The organism is Kitasatospora sp. NPDC001547 (assembly GCF_042894165.1).
Classification (GTDB): domain Bacteria; phylum Actinomycetota; class Actinomycetes; order Streptomycetales; family Streptomycetaceae; genus Kitasatospora.
Genome location: NZ_JBIAVL010000002.1, coordinates 473,176 through 489,441, shown reverse-complemented (window position 1 = coordinate 489,441; position 16,266 = coordinate 473,176). Strand labels below are relative to the sequence as shown.

The 16,266-nt window shown below is 71.0% G+C and carries 16 protein-coding genes and 1 riboswitch; of the genes, 7 read left to right on the top strand and 9 right to left on the bottom strand.

All coding sequences use genetic code 11. The features are described from left to right. Nucleotides 1–45: 45 nt before the first annotated feature. Nucleotides 46–1,398 carry an NYN domain-containing protein gene (locus ACFY0X_RS04965; protein ID WP_387749289.1) on the bottom strand — a complete coding sequence of 451 codons (1,353 nt, stop codon included), beginning with the start codon at nucleotides 1,396–1,398 and terminating at the stop codon, nucleotides 46–48. Nucleotides 1,399–1,613: 215 nt separating this feature from the next. Continuing rightward, on the bottom strand, nucleotides 1,614–1,877 hold the full coding sequence (locus ACFY0X_RS04960) for a hypothetical protein (protein ID WP_387748850.1): 264 nt from the start codon (nucleotides 1,875–1,877) through the stop codon (nucleotides 1,614–1,616). 200 nt (nucleotides 1,878–2,077) lie between these two features. Between ACFY0X_RS04960 and ACFY0X_RS04955 the strand changes: the two genes are divergently transcribed. Continuing rightward, nucleotides 2,078–2,905 (top strand): rhomboid family intramembrane serine protease, encoded by an 828-nt coding sequence (locus ACFY0X_RS04955; RefSeq protein WP_387748848.1) that lies wholly within the window; start codon nucleotides 2,078–2,080, stop codon nucleotides 2,903–2,905. Then, complete coding sequence (locus ACFY0X_RS04950) at nucleotides 2,902–3,183, top strand: Lrp/AsnC family transcriptional regulator (protein WP_049651832.1); 282 nt, start codon at nucleotides 2,902–2,904, stop codon at nucleotides 3,181–3,183. The genes ACFY0X_RS04955 and ACFY0X_RS04950 overlap by 4 nt, the downstream gene beginning before the upstream one ends. A gap of 3 nt (nucleotides 3,184–3,186) precedes the next feature. Here ACFY0X_RS04950 and ACFY0X_RS04945 read toward each other — a convergent pair whose 3' ends face one another. The 3 genes from ACFY0X_RS04945 to ACFY0X_RS04935 all read right to left on the bottom strand — a co-directional run bounded on the left by ACFY0X_RS04945 (nucleotide 3,187) and on the right by ACFY0X_RS04935 (nucleotide 6,450). Then, a complete protein-coding gene (locus ACFY0X_RS04945) occupies nucleotides 3,187–4,551 on the bottom strand; it encodes an aminotransferase class V-fold PLP-dependent enzyme (RefSeq protein WP_387748846.1) in 1,365 nt (454 codons plus the stop codon). Nucleotides 4,552–4,602: 51 nt separating this feature from the next. After that, nucleotides 4,603–4,721, bottom strand: a riboswitch (SAM riboswitch). A gap of 109 nt (nucleotides 4,722–4,830) precedes the next feature. Next, complete coding sequence (trpD, locus tag ACFY0X_RS04940) at nucleotides 4,831–5,907, bottom strand: anthranilate phosphoribosyltransferase (protein ID WP_387748844.1); 1,077 nt, start codon at nucleotides 5,905–5,907, stop codon at nucleotides 4,831–4,833. A gap of 117 nt (nucleotides 5,908–6,024) precedes the next feature. After that, entirely contained in the window at nucleotides 6,025–6,450 is a 426-nt protein-coding gene (locus tag ACFY0X_RS04935; RefSeq protein ID WP_387748842.1) for a hypothetical protein, read from the bottom strand. A gap of 396 nt (nucleotides 6,451–6,846) precedes the next feature. Between ACFY0X_RS04935 and ACFY0X_RS04930 the strand changes: the two genes are divergently transcribed. The 5 genes from ACFY0X_RS04930 to ACFY0X_RS04910 all read left to right on the top strand — a co-directional run bounded on the left by ACFY0X_RS04930 (nucleotide 6,847) and on the right by ACFY0X_RS04910 (nucleotide 11,678). Beyond that, nucleotides 6,847–7,467 (top strand): heme-copper oxidase subunit III, encoded by a 621-nt coding sequence (locus ACFY0X_RS04930; RefSeq protein WP_049651835.1) that lies wholly within the window; start codon nucleotides 6,847–6,849, stop codon nucleotides 7,465–7,467. A gap of 187 nt (nucleotides 7,468–7,654) precedes the next feature. Then, complete coding sequence (locus ACFY0X_RS04925; protein ID WP_387748840.1) at nucleotides 7,655–8,464, top strand: c-type cytochrome; 810 nt, start codon at nucleotides 7,655–7,657, stop codon at nucleotides 8,462–8,464. An 8-nt stretch (nucleotides 8,465–8,472) separates the two neighbouring features. Next, nucleotides 8,473–9,525: a Rieske 2Fe-2S domain-containing protein gene (locus ACFY0X_RS04920; RefSeq protein WP_387748838.1), complete on the top strand. Its 1,053-nt coding sequence runs from the start codon at nucleotides 8,473–8,475 to the stop codon at nucleotides 9,523–9,525. Then, nucleotides 9,522–11,186, top strand: a complete 1,665-nt coding sequence (locus ACFY0X_RS04915; protein ID WP_387748836.1) for a cytochrome bc complex cytochrome b subunit — start codon at nucleotides 9,522–9,524, stop codon at nucleotides 11,184–11,186. The genes ACFY0X_RS04920 and ACFY0X_RS04915 overlap by 4 nt, the downstream gene beginning before the upstream one ends. 120 nt (nucleotides 11,187–11,306) lie before the next feature. Continuing rightward, on the top strand, nucleotides 11,307–11,678 hold the full coding sequence (locus ACFY0X_RS04910) for a GntR family transcriptional regulator (RefSeq protein WP_387748834.1): 372 nt from the start codon (nucleotides 11,307–11,309) through the stop codon (nucleotides 11,676–11,678). A gap of 29 nt (nucleotides 11,679–11,707) precedes the next feature. Here the strand turns inward: ACFY0X_RS04910 and ACFY0X_RS04905 are convergent, their stop codons facing one another. From ACFY0X_RS04905 to coxB, 4 genes are all read right to left on the bottom strand, one after another. After that, nucleotides 11,708–12,964, bottom strand: a complete 1,257-nt coding sequence (locus tag ACFY0X_RS04905) for an Ig-like domain-containing protein (RefSeq protein ID WP_387748832.1) — start codon at nucleotides 12,962–12,964, stop codon at nucleotides 11,708–11,710. A 190-nt stretch (nucleotides 12,965–13,154) separates the two neighbouring features. Beyond that, nucleotides 13,155–13,571 (bottom strand): cytochrome c oxidase subunit 4, encoded by a 417-nt coding sequence (locus ACFY0X_RS04900; protein WP_188297376.1) that lies wholly within the window; start codon nucleotides 13,569–13,571, stop codon nucleotides 13,155–13,157. After that, entirely contained in the window at nucleotides 13,571–15,346 is a 1,776-nt protein-coding gene (ctaD, locus tag ACFY0X_RS04895) for a cytochrome c oxidase subunit I (RefSeq protein ID WP_387748829.1), read from the bottom strand. Before ctaD ends, ACFY0X_RS04900 begins: the two co-directional genes overlap by 1 nt. Beyond that, nucleotides 15,343–16,197: a cytochrome c oxidase subunit II gene (gene coxB, locus ACFY0X_RS04890; protein ID WP_387748827.1), complete on the bottom strand. Its 855-nt coding sequence runs from the start codon at nucleotides 16,195–16,197 to the stop codon at nucleotides 15,343–15,345. Before coxB ends, ctaD begins: the two co-directional genes overlap by 4 nt. Nucleotides 16,198–16,266 lie beyond the last annotated feature (69 nt).

The following is a 16,266-nucleotide window of genomic DNA, read 5'->3' as shown; positions in this document are numbered from 1 at the left end:
GCCGCTGACCAGCCGTCATGCGGTCCGGCCCGGGTCCGGCGCAGGTCAGGGCCGGGCCAGCCGGTTCAGCAGCAGCACCGACGCCACCGGGCGCGCGCCCGCCTTCCGCACGCCCTCCGCGACCTCCCGGTCGGTGGACACCACCACCACCGGGCGGCCCTGCGGCTCGGCCCGGACCAGACGGCGGATCAGCTCGTCGGCCGTCTCCCCGGTCCGGCTGAACCGCACCCGGACCCCGCGCGGCGGCGCCATGATCACAGGGACGTCCAGGTCCTGCCCGTCGAACACGCAGGTGACCTCCGCCTGGGTGCGCTGGGCCAGCATCGCCAGCCCGCCCAGCAGCCGGATCCGCTGCTGCTCCAGCGGCAGCGCCGGATAGCCGGTCTTGGTCACGTTGTAGCCGTCCACCACCAGGTGCACCTGGGGGATCGCCAGCAACTGGTCCAGCAGCGCCGGATCGTCCTCGGCCAGCCCGCGCCGGGCCACGTCGTGCGGCGAGGCCGCCCCCGGCACCACGGCCTCCACCAGGTCCGCCGGGCGGATCTGGGAGACCGGCAGCGCCAGCTCCCGCTGGAGCCCCTGCGCGGACTGCAGCACGGTGTCCAGCAGCAGCCGCAGCCGCATGTCCTCGACGCTGCGCCCCTCGCGGGCCGACCGGCGGCCCTGCTCGGCCGCGTTCTCCAGCTCGGAGACCCGGTGCCGCAGCCGGCGCGCCTCGGTCTCGGCCGCCCCGCGCTCGGCCGCGGACTGCGCCCGCAGGGCCTCCAGCTCGCCGGCCACCCGACGGGTCTCGGCCTGCGCCCGGCGGGTGTCGCTCTCCAGCGACCGCACCCTCTTGCGCAGCGACTCGGCCTCCTTGCGGACGCCGTCGGACTCGGCCCGCTGCCGGTCCAGGTCCGCCCGCGCGGCGGCCCGCACCTCGGCCAGCTCGGCCTGCAGCTTCTCCACCAGCCGGGCCGCCTCCGCGGCCGCGTCCTCGGCACCGGCCCGCTCGGCCTCCTCGCCGGCCTCGGCCACCAGCCGGCTCCAGCCCGCCGAACGCACCAGGTAGGCTGCGGCCGCGACGTCCATCGGATCGGCGGCACTCGGGACGCTGCCCGACTCCAGCGCCTTCACCAGGTCCGGCTGCCCCAGGCGCAGCCGCTCCGCTATCCGCAACCGGAAGGCCGGCTCCGCCTCCAGCGCCGCCGCCAGCGCGGTGGCCGCGTACTTGGCCCGTCGCGCCGGGGTGAACTTGACGTACTGACGCAGGCTCTGCGGGAGTTCGGCCGCCGGCAGCCCGCCGAGCGCGTCCGAGGCGAGCCCGACCACGCGTCGGCGCACGCCCTCGGGCAGCGGCCGGTCGAGCCGCTCGACGGCGTGCTCCGCCGCGGGCCCGGAGGAGTCGTTCGCCGCCACGGCCGCCTCGGCCGGGGCCTCGGCCGCAGCGGGCGGAAACCCCTGGGCTTCCCCGGGCTCCTTCGCTGCGTCCACCACGTCCTCGGCTCCGATCCTGGTCCAGCGGGGCACGGCCGCGGCCGCCCCCTGTCGTCACGCGCCGTGCGTCTTGTTCTGTATTGTCCCGTGCGGCGCGGACGGGTGCGCCGTGCACCCGCCCGCCGCGGCGACGGGGATCAGCCCTGCTCGGCGGGGGCCTGCGCCCCCTCGGCGCCCGGACGGGCCACCAGCTCGACCTGGTCCACCGCGTTGCACCAGCGGCAGCGCACCGACTCGACGGTCTCGCTCAGCACCTCGGTCTCCTCGACCTTGGACTCGCCGGCCAGGTCGAAGTGCAGGAACTCGGTCACCCGCGCGGTGCGGGTCACGTCGAAGCGGGTGAGGTTGCCGCACAGGGTGCAGCGCCAGCGCGTCTCGGCGGTCAGGGCGGGGACGGTCATCGGGGGTCCTCTCGGGTGGTCCCTGCGTGGGCTAGGCGCTCCCCCCGGAGCCCCGGCATCGGCGGCGGGAGGCGGGAATGCCCGCCCCAAGCCTATTGCCTGGGGCAACCATCGCGACCACCGGTCGCCCGAACACCGGGCTGGTCCACCTGCCGTAAACCGCCGTGTCACCCGCGCCGCCCGGAGGGATGCTTGGCCGCATGGCGCTCGCGGTCCCGGACCCCACCGCGGCCCGGGGCGGCCGCCCGGCGGCGACGGTCCCGGTGGTCAGCTACGCCCTGATCGCGCTCAACACCCTGGTCTTCCTGCTCGGCCCGGCCGCGGGCCTCAACCCGCTGTACGGCACCGGCCAGGCCCGGGTCTGCGCCGAGCAGCGGTACGAGCAGCGCTGGGGCGCGATCCCGGCCGAGGTGCTGGCCGGACGGCCGCTGACCGCCGGACAGCTGGCCGAGGCCCCCGACCCGGTGCCCGGCTGCCCGGCCGCGCCGACCCCGGGCAAGCACCCGGCCCTGTCAGTCCTCAGCGGGCTCTTCCTGCACGCCGGCTGGCTGCACCTGCTGGGGAACCTGCTCTTCCTCCAGGTCTTCGGCCCCACCGTCGAACGGCGGCTGGGCCGGGCCCGGTACGCCGTCTTCTACCTGGCCGCCGGCAGCCTGACCACGTACGGCTTCGCGCTCGCCGAGGCGCACTCGCCGAACTCCACCCGGGTGCTCATCGGGGCCTCCGGGGCGATCGCCGCCGCCCTCGGCGCCTACCTGCGCCTCCACCCCCGGGCCCGGGTGACCACCCTCGTCCCGCTGCTGCTCTTCCTGCCGTTGCGCTTCCCGGCCTGGCTGGTGCTCGGCCTCTGGTTCGCCCTGCAGTGGTGGTCGGTGCACTCGGCCGGGCCCGGGGTGGCGTACCTGGTCCACGTGATCGGCTTCTCCGCCGGGTTCCTCTACGCCTGCACCGTGGTCCGCCACCCCCCGCGACGACCCGGCGGACGCCCGATACGCTGGCGGCACCTCACAAAGGAGCCCGAACTGTGATCACCGCCATCGTCCTGATCAAGACCAGTGTCGACCGCATCCCGGAGATCGCCGAGTCCATCGCCGCCATCGACGGCGTGAGCGAGGTCTACTCGGTGACCGGGGGCTACAACCTGGTGGCGATGGTGCGGGTGCGCCGGCACGACGACCTGGCCGAGGTCATCCCGGGCCGGCTGAACAAGGTCCCGGGTGTCGCCCACACCGAGACCCAGATCGCCTTCCGCACCTACTCCCAGCACGACCTGGAGGCCGCCTTCGCCCTCGGCCTGGACGAGTAGCGCTCAGCCCTCGCGCTGAGTGTCCGCGACGCAGCGGCCGCCCTCGTTGCGGTAGTTCCAGGCCGCGCCGTCCGTGACCAGTTCCCGGACGGCGGTGAGGAAGCGGTCGACGTGCTCGTCCGGCGTCCCGGCGCCGAAGCTCACCCGGATCGCGTTCAGGCTGCGCTCGCCCGGCAGCGAGGGATCGGGCGCCCCGCACTCGGACGGGGCCACGTCCTCGTCCCCGAGCAGCGTGCGCACCAGCGGGTGGGCGCAGAACAGGCCGTCGCGCACCCCGATGCCGTACTCGGCGGACAGCGCGGCCGAGAAGTGCGAGCTGTTCCAGCCCCGGACGACGAAGGACAGCACGCCGACCCGCGCCGAGCCCTCCCCGAACAGGTTGAGCACCTTGACCTGCGGGATCGCGGCGAGGCCGGCGGTCAGGCGGGTGATCAGCTGCTGCTCGCGGGCCTCCAGCGCGTCGAAGCCGGCCTCGGTCAGCGCCCGGCAGGCCGAGGCGATCGCGTAGGCGCCGATGACGTTCGGCGAGCCGGCCTCGTGCCGCGCGGGCCCGGTGTGCCACTGCACGGCCACCGAGCCGTCGGCCTCCCGGGCCACCGTCCGGGTCGCCCCGCCGCCGGCCAGGTACGGCTCGGCCCCGTCCAGCCAGTCCGCCCGGCCGGCCAGCACCCCGGCGCCGAACGGCGCGTAGATCTTGTGGCCGGAGAAGGCGACCCAGTCGACGTCCAGCTCGCGCACCGAGACCCGGTGGTGCGGCGCCAGCTGGGCGGCGTCCAGCACCACCCGGGCGCCGTGCCGGTGCGCGGTCTCCGTCAGCTCGGCGACCGGCCACAGCTCGCCGGTGACGTTGGAGGCGCCGGTGACGCAGAGCAGCTTGGGGCCCTCGGGCGCCCCGGCGAGCGCGGCGTCCAGCGCGGCCACCGCCTCGGCCCGCGAGCGCGGCGCCCGCAGGTAGCTGACGTCCAGTCCGGCGTGCGCCCAGGGCAGCAGCGAGGCGTGGTGCTCGGTCTCGAAGGCGAACACCCGGGTGCCGGCCGGGACGGCGGCGGCCAGCAGGTTGAGCGAGTCGGTGGTGGCCCGGGTGAAGACCACCTGGTCGCCCTCGCGCAGGTCGAGGAACTCGCCGACAGTGCGGCGGCTCTGCTCGAACAGGTCGGTGGACAGCTGGGAGAGGTACCCGGCCCCGCGATGGACGCTGCCGTAGTACGGCGCGTAGGCGGCGACGTCGTCCCACACCCGCTGGAGCGCCGGCGAGCTGGCCGCGTAGTCGAGCGCCGCGTAGCCGACCTTCTCACCGCTGGCGAGCGGGACCTGGACGTCGGCGCCGAGGACCGGGAGCGGGGAGAGGACTTCGGTGACGAGGGACATGGGGATGCACTCCTTCGGGGGTAAGGGACCCCGGGAGTGCCAGTCGTCGGGTGTCCGCGCTTGTCGCACGGACGATCTGCCGTGGCGACCCGGTCCTCACCCAGGGCACCCCGCCACGGACGGAGGGTTGCCGGACAGCAAGCTGGGGCTTGGCGCTGTCACTCATGACCTGGCGAAGACTCTAGGCCGCGTCCAGCGGGCGGTCAAACGGGCATCCAGCATGCGGACAGCACCGGAGCCCGGGCCGGCGTACCCGGCCCGGGCTCCCCAACTGCCGTCTCAGATCCGGCTGGTGGCCTCCGACCAGCGCCGCAGCAGGTCCTGCGCGGCGCCCGAGTCGATCGCCTTCGCGGCCCGCTCCATGCCGGCCGCCAGCTGCTCGCCCAGCGGCGCGTCGCCGAGGTCCAGCGCGACCAGCGCGGCCGCCGTGTTCAGCAGGACGGCGTCCCGCACCGGCCCGTGCTCCCCCGCCAGCAGCCGCCGCGCGACCTCGGCGTTGTACGAGGCGTCCGCCCCGCGCAGCGCCTCGATGCCGACCAGCTCGATGCCGACGTCCCGCGGGTCGAAGGTGGTCTCGGTGACCACCCCGTCGCGCACCAGCCACACCTGCGAGGTGGTGGTGATGGTCAGCTCGTCCAGCCCGTCGTCGCCGCGGAAGACCAGCGCCGTCGCGCCCCGCCGGGCCAGCACCCCGGCGATCAGCCCGGCCAGCCGGGTGTCGAAGCAGCCGATGGCGTGCGCGGTGACCTTGGCCGGGTTGGTCAGCGGACCGAGGATGTTGAAGGCGGTCGGCACCCCGAGGTCGCGCCGGGCGGTGGCGGCGTGCCGCATCGAGGGGTGGAACTTCGCCGCGAAGCAGAAGGTGAGCCCGACCTCCTCGGCCACCTCGGCGACCCGCCGGGAGGAGAGGTCCAGCGCCACGCCGAGCTTCTCCAGCACGTCCGAGGAGCCGCTGGTCGAGGAGGCCGACCGGTTGCCGTGCTTGACCACCTTGGCGCCGGCGGCCGCCGCGACGATCGCCGACATGGTGGAGATGTTGACGGTCTTCGCCCGGTCCCCGCCGGTGCCGACGATGTCCACGGCCGGGCCGGGGATGTCCAGCGGCTCGGCGTGCTCGTACATCGCGTCGACCAGGCCGGCGATCTCCTCGACCGACTCGCCCTTGGCCCGCAGCGCGACCATGAACCCGGCCACCTGGACGGGGGACGCCTCGCCGCTCATGATCCGGTCCATCGCCCACGCGGTGGACGAGCGGTCGAGGTCCTCCCCCTGCAGCAGCGCCGACAGGATGTCCGGCCAGGTGCGGACCACCTGCGCGGGGTCGCTACCGCCGTTCGCAGGGTTCACGTTCACCATGGCTGACTCCAGCTGTTGTCGGTTCCCCGCTCCGGGGGGACGTCCGTACGGATGGAGCCAGCCTATCGAGCGAAGCGGTCGCTTCTAACCCCGTCTTTTCTAGTTGCCGGGCGGACTTCAGCGGACGGCCGGAGTCCGCTTCGCCACCCTCGCCCGCAGCAGGACGGCGGCCGCCTCGGCCAGCGCCACCGGGTCCACCGGGTGGGAGATGGCGGCGTCCGCCCGGCTCCAGGCGGCGAGCCAGGAGTCCTGCGGCCGGCCGATCAGCACCAGCACCGGCGGGCAGCCGTAGATCTCGTCCTTGAGCTGGCGCCCGAGGCCCAGCCCGCCGGCCGGGACGGCCTCGCCGTCCAGCACGCAGAGGTCCACTCCCCCCTTCTCCAGCGCCTTGAGCACCGCGGGGGTGGTCGCGCACTCCAGGTAGGACAGTTCCGGAAGATCCTCGGCGGGCCGGCGGCCGAGCGCCGTCAGCACCTGCTCACGGGTGTTGCGGTCGTCGCTGTAGACGAGGACGGTGAGCGTCTCATCGGTCGTGTACGCCATGGGCCCTGCTCCCTCAAGTGTGATCCGGACCACGTTCGCCTGATCCGGATGCTACTCCGGATCACCCGCCGCCGAGCCCCCCTCGCGCACGTTCCTCCCCGAACCGCCGCGCCCCGGGCTCACTCGCCCGGAGGACGGCCCGTCACCCGACCCCGCCCAGTCCACCCGTACGGCCGACCCGGCGCCCGCTCCCCTACCTCCTACGGCTACTCCGACCGGGCAACGACGCGCCGGGCAACGGGGTCGCGGGCCCCTCCGAGGAACCGTCAGAAAAGGGACACGCCGCTGCTCAGCCCCCGTCCGGACACCCCGTCGCCCCCCAAGCGGGCATACCGCACGCACCGGACACTCCGAGGGACACCCCCCGACGTGAAGACGGAATAAGGGACCGACATAATGTCCGTCGTGGCGACAGCAACAGCAGTAGAAACCGGGCACGCGCACGGATCGGTCAACCGGCCGAACATGGTCAGCGTCGGAACGATCGTCTGGCTCAGTTCCGAGTTGATGTTCTTCGCGGCCCTCTTCGCGATGTACTTCACGCTCCGCTCCGTCAAGGGGCCGGAGTTCTGGACCGAGAAGGCCCACGCCCTCAACGTGCCCTTCTCCTCGGTCAACACCACGATCCTGGTGCTCTCCTCGCTCACCTGCCAGCTCGGCGTGTTCGCTGCCGAGCGCGGTGACGTGAAGAAGCTCCGGGCGTGGTTCATCCTCACGTTCGCCATGGGCGCGGTCTTCATCGGCGGCCAGGTCTTCGAGTACACCGAGCTGGTCAAGAAGGACGGCCTCTCGCTGTCCTCCGACCCGTACGGCACGGTGTTCTACCTGACCACCGGCTTCCACGGGCTGCACGTGACGGGTGGTCTGATCGCCTTCCTGCTGGTCCTGGGACGGACGTACGCAGCCAAGCGCTTCACGCACGAGCAGGCCACCGCCGCGATCGTCGTGTCGTATTACTGGCACTTCGTCGACGTCGTGTGGATCGGCCTGTTCGCGACCATCTACCTGATCAAGTAACCAGCTGATCAGGTCGCTGGCCACCGGCTGCGGCCCCCGCCCTCACCGGCGACGGGCCGCTTCTGCCGGTGCCGACGCTCCCACCGACCGACCGCGCGCGCAGCCCTAGACAGGCAGCCTCGTGCCGGCCAGACCGGCCGCCGGGTGCACCCACCAGTCGACCAGATCCTGACACCGGGGTTATTCCGTGAAAAAGCTCTCCGCACGACGGCGCCACCCATTGGCGGCGCTGGTCGTCCTACTTCTCGCCCTGGCGGCAACCGGGGGGCTGTACGCCGCGTTCGCGCCCGCCGACAAGGCGCAGGCCGACGTCGCCGCGCAGTCGCTCGCGATCGATGAGGGCAAGAAGCTCTTCGCCGTGGGCTGCTCCTCCTGCCACGGCCTGAACGGCCAGGGCAGCAGTGACGGTCCGAGCCTGGTCGGCGTCGGCTCCGCCGCTGTCGACTTCCAGGTCGGCACCGGCCGCATGCCGGCCCAGCAGCCCGGCGCCCAGGTCCCGCGCAAGAAGAACATCTACACGCAGGCCGAGATCGACCAGCTCGCCGCCTACGTCGCCTCCCTCGGCCCCGGCCCGGTGACCCCGAAGGAGGAGCAGTTCACCTCGACCAACCCCGAGGACATCTCCAAGGGTGGCGAGCTGTTCCGCACCAACTGCGCCCAGTGCCACAACTTCGCCGGCCAGGGCGGTGCCCTGACCAAGGGCAAGTACGCCCCGTCGCTGGAGGGCGTGGACGCCAAGCACATCTACGAGGCCATGCAGACCGGCCCGCAGAACATGCCGTCGTTCCCGGACACCACCATGCCCGAGGAGCAGAAGAAGCAGATCGTGGCCTTCGTCCGCCACACCACCAACGATGAGCCCAACCCCGGCGGTCTCACCCTGGGCAGCCTCGGTCCGGTGACCGAGGGTCTGTTCGGCTGGATCTTCGGCCTCGGCACGCTCATCGCGGTCGCGATCTGGGTCGCCGCCCACACCACCAAGGCCAAGAAGTCATGAGCCACGACATGTCAGAAGAGAAGCTCCCGGAGCCGCACGGCTCCGCCGGCGAGGTGGCCGACCACGGCAGCCCGTTCGCCGACCCGGGCCTGCCGGCCCACGAGCCCCGGCGCACCGACATCGACGAGCGGGCCGCCCAGCGCGCCGAGCGCCAGGTCTCGCTAATGTTCGTGGTCTCGATGCTCGCCACCGTCGGCTTCATCGCCTCGTACGTGGCCATCGACCCGGACAAGATCGTCTACATCTTCCCGCTCGGTCACGTCAGCGCGCTGAACTTCGCGCTCGGCCTGACCCTGGGCGTCGCGCTGTTCATGATCGGCGCGGGCGCGGTCCACTGGGCCCGCACCCTGATGTCGGACGTCGAGATCCCGGCCGAGCGCCACCCGATCGAGGCCTCCGAGGAGGTCCGCGCCGACGTCATCGAGCAGTTCAAGACCGGTGCCGCCGAGTCCGGCTTCGGTCGCCGCAAGATGATCCGCAACACCCTGATCGGCTCCATGGCGCTGGTCCCGCTCTCCGGCGTGGTCCTGCTCCGTGACCTCGGCCCGCTGCCCGAGAAGAAGCTCAAGGAGACCGGCTGGAAGGAGGCGACCGAGGCCAAGCCGCTGCCGCTGGTCAACATGAACACCATGCAGCCGATGAAGCCCGAGGACATCGTCGTCGGCTCGCTCACCTTCGCCATGCCGGAGGGCCTGTCCACGCACGACGAGGACTTCCAGCAGCGGATCGCCAAGGACGCCCTGATGCTGGTCCGCATCGCGCCCGAGGACATCAAGGACGAGAAGTCCAAGGAGCTGGGCTTCGAGGGCATCCTCGCCTACTCCAAGATCTGCACCCACGTCGGCTGCCCGATCAGCCTGTACGAGCAGCAGACCCACCACGCGCTCTGCCCCTGCCACCAGTCGACCTTCGACCTGGCGGACGGCGCCCGCGTCATCTTCGGCCCGGCCGGCCACCCGCTGCCGCAGCTGAAGATCACCACTGACGAGAAGGGCAACCTGGTCGCCACCGGCGACTTCGCGGAGCCCGTCGGCCCGAGCTACTGGGAGCGTGCTCGATGAGTAGCGCGAGCAGCACCACGACCGGTGCCGCCAAGCCCTCCAGCACGCGCGCCAAGCCCGCCAACAAGTGGGAGGCCGCGGCTGACTGGACTGACGGCCGGCTGGGGATCTACTCCCTCGCCAAGGCCAACCTGCGGAAGATCTTCCCGGACCACTGGTCCTTCATGCTGGGCGAGATCTGCCTCTACACGTTCATCATCATCATCCTGACCGGTGTCTACCTGACACTGTTCTTCAAGCCCTCGATGGCCGAGGTCGTCTACGACGGCTCGTACGTGCCGCTCAAGGGCATCCCGATGTCGGAGGCCTACGCCTCCACGGTGGACATCAGCTTCGAGATCCGCGGCGGTCTGCTGATCCGCCAGATCCACCACTGGGCCGCCCTGGTCTTCGTGGCGGCGATGTTCGTGCACATGATGCGCGTCTTCTTCACCGGCGCGTTCCGCAAGCCGCGCGAGATCAACTGGGTCTTCGGCTTCCTGCTGCTGGTCCTCGGCATGTTCGACGGCTTCTTCGGCTACTCGCTGCCCGACGACCTGCTCTCCGGCACCGGCATCCGGTTCATGGAGGGCGCCGTCCTGGCGACGCCGCTGGTCGGCACGTACATCCAGATGTTCCTGTTCGGCGGCGAGTTCCCCGGCACCGAGATCGTGCCGCGGTTCTTCACCATCCACGTGCTGCTGATCCCCGGCATCATGCTCGGCCTGCTGGTCGCGCACCTGATCCTGGTCTTCTACCACAAGCACACCCAGTGGGCGGGCCCGGGCAAGACCGAGAAGAACGTCGTCGGCATGCCGCTGATGCCGGTCTACATGGCCAAGGCCGGTGGCTTCTTCTTCCTGGTCTTCGGCCTGATCGCGGTCGTCTCGGCGATCGCCACGATCAACCCGATCTGGGCGTACGGCCCGTACCGTCCGGACCAGGTCTCCACCGACGCCCAGCCCGACTGGTACATGGGCTTCTCCGAAGGCCTGATCCGCATCATGCCGGGCTGGGAGATCAGCGTCTGGGGCGGCCACACCCTCAACCTGGGCGTGATCGTCCCGCTGATGGTCGTCTTCCCGCTGGTGCTGGTCTCGATCGCCGCCTACCCCTTCATCGAGGGCTGGATCACCGGCGACAAGCGCGAGCACCACATCCTGGACCGTCCGCGCAACGCCCCGGTCCGCACCGCACTGGGCGCCGCCTGGATCAGCCTCTACCTGATCCTGCTCGCGGCCGGCGGCAACGACCTGTTCGCCACCCACCTGCACCTGTCGATCAACTCGGTGACGTACTTCGTCCGCGTCGGCATGTTCGTCGTCCCGGTCCTCGTCTTCATCATCACCAAGCGCTGGTGCCTCGGCCTCCAGCGCCGTGACAAGGAGAAGGTGCTGCACGGCCGCGAGACGGGCGTCATCAAGCGCCTGCCGCACGGCGAGTTCGTCGAGGTGCACGCCCAGCTGCCGCAGCAGGACCTGTACAAGCTCACCGCGCACGAGCAGATCCAGCCGGTCGAGCTGCCGGCCCAGACGGACGAGAACGGCGTGGCCCGCAAGGCCGGCGTCCTCACCCGCACCCGGGCCAAGCTCTCCCGCGGCTTCTACGGCGAGGGCGGCCAGATCCCCAAGCCGACCGCCGAGGAGCACCACGAGATCACCAGCGGCCACGGCCACCACTGATCCCGTAGGCACCACCGCGTCACCCCGAGGGCCGCTGACCAGAGTTCTTCTGGTCGGCGGCCCTCGGCCTTTCCCGTACGTGCCAAGCCCCGCACCCGACCGCGCCACCAGGAGGCCACCGTGCAGCTCTCCGTCGACCCCGCCTCGGCCACTCCCCCGTACGAGCAGATCCGCGCCCAGATCGCCGAGCGGGCCCGCTCCGGCGAGCTTCCGACCGGGCTGCGGCTGCCCACCGTCCGGGCGCTGGCCGAGGACCTGGGGCTGGCCGCCGGCACCGTCGCCCGGGCCTACCGGGAGCTGGAGGCGGACGGCGTGGTGGAGACCCACGGCCGGCGCGGGACGCTGATCGCCGCCACCGGGGACGCCGCCCACCGGCTGGCCGCCGAGGCCGCCGCCGAGTACGCCGCCCGGGCGAGCCGCCTGGGCGTCTCCCGCGCGGACGCCCTGGCCGCCGTGGACACCGCGCTGCGGCTGGCCTACCCGCGGGACTGACGGGCCCTGGAGCGGCCCTCCGGGGGCCGTCAGAGCTCGGGACGGATCATCCCCGAGGCGGGGGCCTGGGAGGGCGGCGCGGTGGTGCTGACGGGCTGTCCGGAGGCGCTGTGCTTGACCCAGTCCGTCCAGTCGACGTTCCAGTCCCCGAAGCCGTTGCCGAAGGGCTCCATCACGGCGCCACGGCTGTTCACCACCGTCACCAGGTCCCCCACCCGGGTGTGCTGGTAGAACCACTGGGCGTTCTCGGTGCTCATGCCGGTACAGCCGTGGCTGACGTTGTCGACGCCCTGCGAGCCGACCGACCAGGGCGCCGCGTGGACGTACTCGCCGCTCCAGGTCACCCGGGTGGCCCACAGCACGTCGAGGTCGTACGCCTCCGTGCTGCCCGCGGCTATCCCGATGGTCTCGCCGTTCATCCGGACCGCCCGCTCCTGGCCGAGCACCACCTTGACGCCGTTGCGGGTGTCGAAGCCGGGCTTGCCGGTGGTGACCGGGATGGTCCGCAGCACCTCGCCGTCGCGCTTCAGGGTGAGCTCGTGGGCGGCCGCGTCGATCACCGACTCCACCCGTTCACCTATCCGCAGCTTCAGCGCGCTGCGGTCGCCGCCGTAGAGGCCGTCCGCTATCCGGCTGCCGGTGCCGTCGAAGGCCAGCGAAACGGTCGTGCCGGCCGGCCAGTAGTCCTGCGGGCGGAAGTGCAGGTTCTTGTCGTCCACCCAGTACCAGGCGCCGGTGACGGAGGGCTGGGAGCCGACGGTCAGAACGCGCTCGACCTCCTGGCGGGCCTGCGGCTCCTTCACCGCCTCGGAGAGCTGCACGGTGAGCGGCTGGCCCACCCCGTAGACGCCGCTGCCGGAGGAGTCCGGGCCCAGCTTGGCGGTGAGCAGGCGCTGGGCGGCGACGGTGCTGAAGCTCGCGGTGGTGTCACCGCGGCCGCCCTTGCCGTCGTCGGCGGAGATCCGCACCGTGTACGAGGTCGCGGCCTTCAGCCGGCCGGTGGTCTGCCAGCTGGACTGGTCCTCGGCGAGCTTCCCGGCGACCACCCGGCCGTCCGGGCCGACCACGGTGACGTCGGTGAGCCGGCTGCCCTGGACGGCGGTCACGGTGACCGGCTGCGAGGGGTCGGCCTTGCCGTCCGCCGAGAGGTGGACCAGCGGGGCCGCGTCGATCCGGTGCGGTCCGACGGGCTCGTCGTCCCCGGCCGTGCAGGCGGACAGCGGGGCCAGTACTGCGAGGGCCAGCGAGATGCCGCCGAGAGCTGCGATTCCACGCCTGTCGGCCATGACCGCCTCCGAGGGTTCGCACGATTGATCAGATCGTAGGAACGCCCCTTGCCGAAGCGACATCCGGGGGACTTCCGGTTCACCCGCCGGAGTGAAGCCGTCATCCCGGGGACGCAGCGGGAGGCCGGGCACGCAGCAGGGCCGGCCCTCCCGTGCGGGAGGACCGGCCCTGGTGCCGGAAGCGGGAACCCTACTGGTTCTGGTTCTCGCCCCGGTAGAACTCGAAGACCCATCCGAAGATGCCGATCAGGATGATCGGGGCGGCCCAGAACATCAGCCACCAGCCGAAGATCACGCCCAGGAAGGCGAGCGCGCCACCGAGCGCCAGCGAGAGCGGCTGCCAGCTGTGCGGGGCGAAGAAGCCCAGCTCGCCGGAGTCGTCCGCGACCTCGGCCTCGGGGTTGTCACCCGCGCCGCTGTCCACCCGGCGGGCGGTGAAGGCGAGGTAGTACCCGATGAACGCGCAGAGGCCGAAGGCCAGGAACAGCGCGGTGGTGCCGGCGGCCTCGATGCCGAGGTCCGAGTGGTTGGTCCACAGACCGTAGGTCAGGGCCATCGCCAGCACGAAGACCGACAGGCCCAGGAAGATCTTTCCCTGTTCCTTCATCAGGCGTCGCCCTCCTTCTTGCCCTTGCCCAGCTGCGGGGCGTCGTACTTCGCCGGGGTCACGCCGGCGAGGTGCTTGGCCGGCTCGCCGTGGTTCTCCAGGTAGTCCAGCGCGGCGATCTCCGGGTGGTGGAGGTCGAAGGCCGGGGATTCGGAGCGGATCCGCGGAAGGGTGAGGAAGTTGTGCCGCGGCGGCGGGCAGGAGGTCGCCCACTCCAGCGAGCGGCCGAAGCCCCACGGGTCGTCCACGGTGACCTTCTCGCCGTACTTGGCGGTCTTCCAGACGTTGTAGAGGAACGGCAGGATCGACAGGCCCAGCACGAAGGAGCCGATGGTCGAGACGGTGTTCAGGGTGGTGAAGCCGTCCGAGTTCAGGTAGTCGGCGTAGCGGCGGGGCATGCCCTCCGCGCCGAGCCAGTGCTGCACCAGGAAGGTGGTGTGGAAGCCGACGAACAGCGTCCAGAAGGTGATCTTGCCGAGGCGCTCGTCCAGCATCTTGCCGGTCATCTTCGGCCACCAGAAGTGGAAGCCGGCGAACATCGCGAAGACGACGGTGCCGAAGACCACGTAGTGGAAGTGCGCGACGACGAAGTACGAGTCCGAGACGTGGAAGTCGATCGGCGGGGAGGCCAGCAGGACACCGGTCAGACCGCCGAAGAGGAAGGTGACCAGGAAGCCGACCGTCCAGAGCATCGGGGTCTCGAAGCTCAGCGAGCCCTTCCACATGGTGCCGACCCAGTTGAAGAACTTCACACCGGTCGGGACCGCGATCAGGAAGGTCATGAAGGAGAAGAACGGCAGCAGTACCTGTCCGGTGACGTACATGTGGTGCGCCCACACCGTCACGGACAGACCGGCGATCGCGATGGTGGCCGCGATCAGGCCGGAGTAGCCGAACATCGGCTTGCGGCTGAAGACCGGGATGATCTCCGACACGATGCCGAAGAACGGCAGCGCGATGATGTACACCTCGGGGTGGCCGAAGAACCAGAACAGGTGCTGCCAGAGCATCGCCCCGCCGTTGGCCGGGTCGAAGACGTGGGCACCGAACTTGCGGTCCGCCTCCAGGGCGAACAGCGCGGCGGCGAGCACCGGGAAGGCCAGCAGGACCAGCACCGAGGTCAGCAGGACGTTCCAGACGAAGATCGACATCCGGAACATCGTCATGCCGGGCGCGCGCATGCAGATGATCGTGGTGATGAAGTTGACCGCACCGAGGATCGTGCCGAAGCCGGAGAAGGCCAGACCCATGATCCACATGTCGCCGCCGATGCCGGGCGAGTGCACCGCGTCGGACAGCGGGGAGTAGGCGAACCAGCCGAAGTTGGCGGCGCCGTTCGGGGTCAGGAAGCCCGCGACCGCGATGGTCGAACCGAAGAGGTACAGCCAGTACGCGAACATGTTCAGACGCGGGAACGCCACGTCCGGGGCGCCGATCTGGAGCGGCATGATCCAGTTCGCGAAGCCGGCGAAGAGCGGCGTCGCGAACATCAGCAGCATGATCGTGCCGTGCATCGTGAACGCCTGGTTGAACTGCTCGTTCGACAGGATCTGGGTCCCGGGACGAGCCAGCTCGGCGCGCATGACCAGGGCGAGGATGCCGCCGATCAGGAAGAAGGCGAACGACGTGGCCAGGTACAGCGTGCCGATCGTCTTGTGGTCCGTGGTGGTCAGCCACTTGATGATGGTCGAACCCGGCTTCCGGGTCCGCTGCGCCCCGACCGTGACGGCCTCGGCGCCCCCGCCGGCCGCGGCGGGCTCGTTGAGGATTGTCACTTCTCTTCACTTCCCATGCTGATCAGGCCGGAGGGCACCGCACCGTTCTGGCCCTTGGCGCGAAGATCGGCCAGGTGCTTGTCGTAGTCGGCGCGGTCGACGACCTTGACGTTGAACAGCATGCGCGAGTGGTCGACGCCGCAGAGCTCGGCGCACTTGCCCATGTACTCGCCCTTGACGGTCGGCGTGACCTCGAACTTGTTCACCACGCCCGGCACGACGTCCATCTTCATCATGAAGTTGACGGGCCAGAAGTCGTGGATGACGTCACGCGAGGTGAGGCGGAACTGAACCGTCTCGTTGACCGGCAGCCAGAGCGTCGGAGCGTCCTTGGGAGTACCGACCTCGTAGGCGGCGTCCTTGTTGGCCGGGTCGGGGGTCTCGGTGTTCTCGTAGTTGAACGCCCAGCTCCACTGGAAGCCGACCACGTTGACGTAGTGCTGCGGCTTCTCGGAGGTGGCGATCAGCTTCGACTCGTCGCGGGCGACGAAGTAGAAGAGCACCGAGACGATGATGATGGGGACCGCGGTGTAGAGCGCCTCGATGGGCACGTTGTACCGGGTCTGCGGGGGGATCTCCACACCGGTGCGCTTGCGGCGGTGGAAGACCACGCTCCAGATGATCAGACCCCACATCAGTACGCCGACCACCAGCGCCGCGATCCAGGACCCCTGCCACATCTGGAGGACCATCGGCCCTTCCTTGGTGACGGGGCTCGGGAGGCCAAGCCTGGGGAGGTCGTTGGCCGAGCAGCCGGTGGCGGTCGCGATGACGAGGCCCAGTGCCAGCGCCTGAGGCAGCTTCCGCCGCATCGTGCGCCGCGGCGAGCGGTCGGAGCCGTTGGGACTCACGTAGCGCCTTCCCGAAGTCTCGCCCGCCTTCGCGTCGCCCCGGGGAGGAGTGTGAGCCTCCCCGGCGAC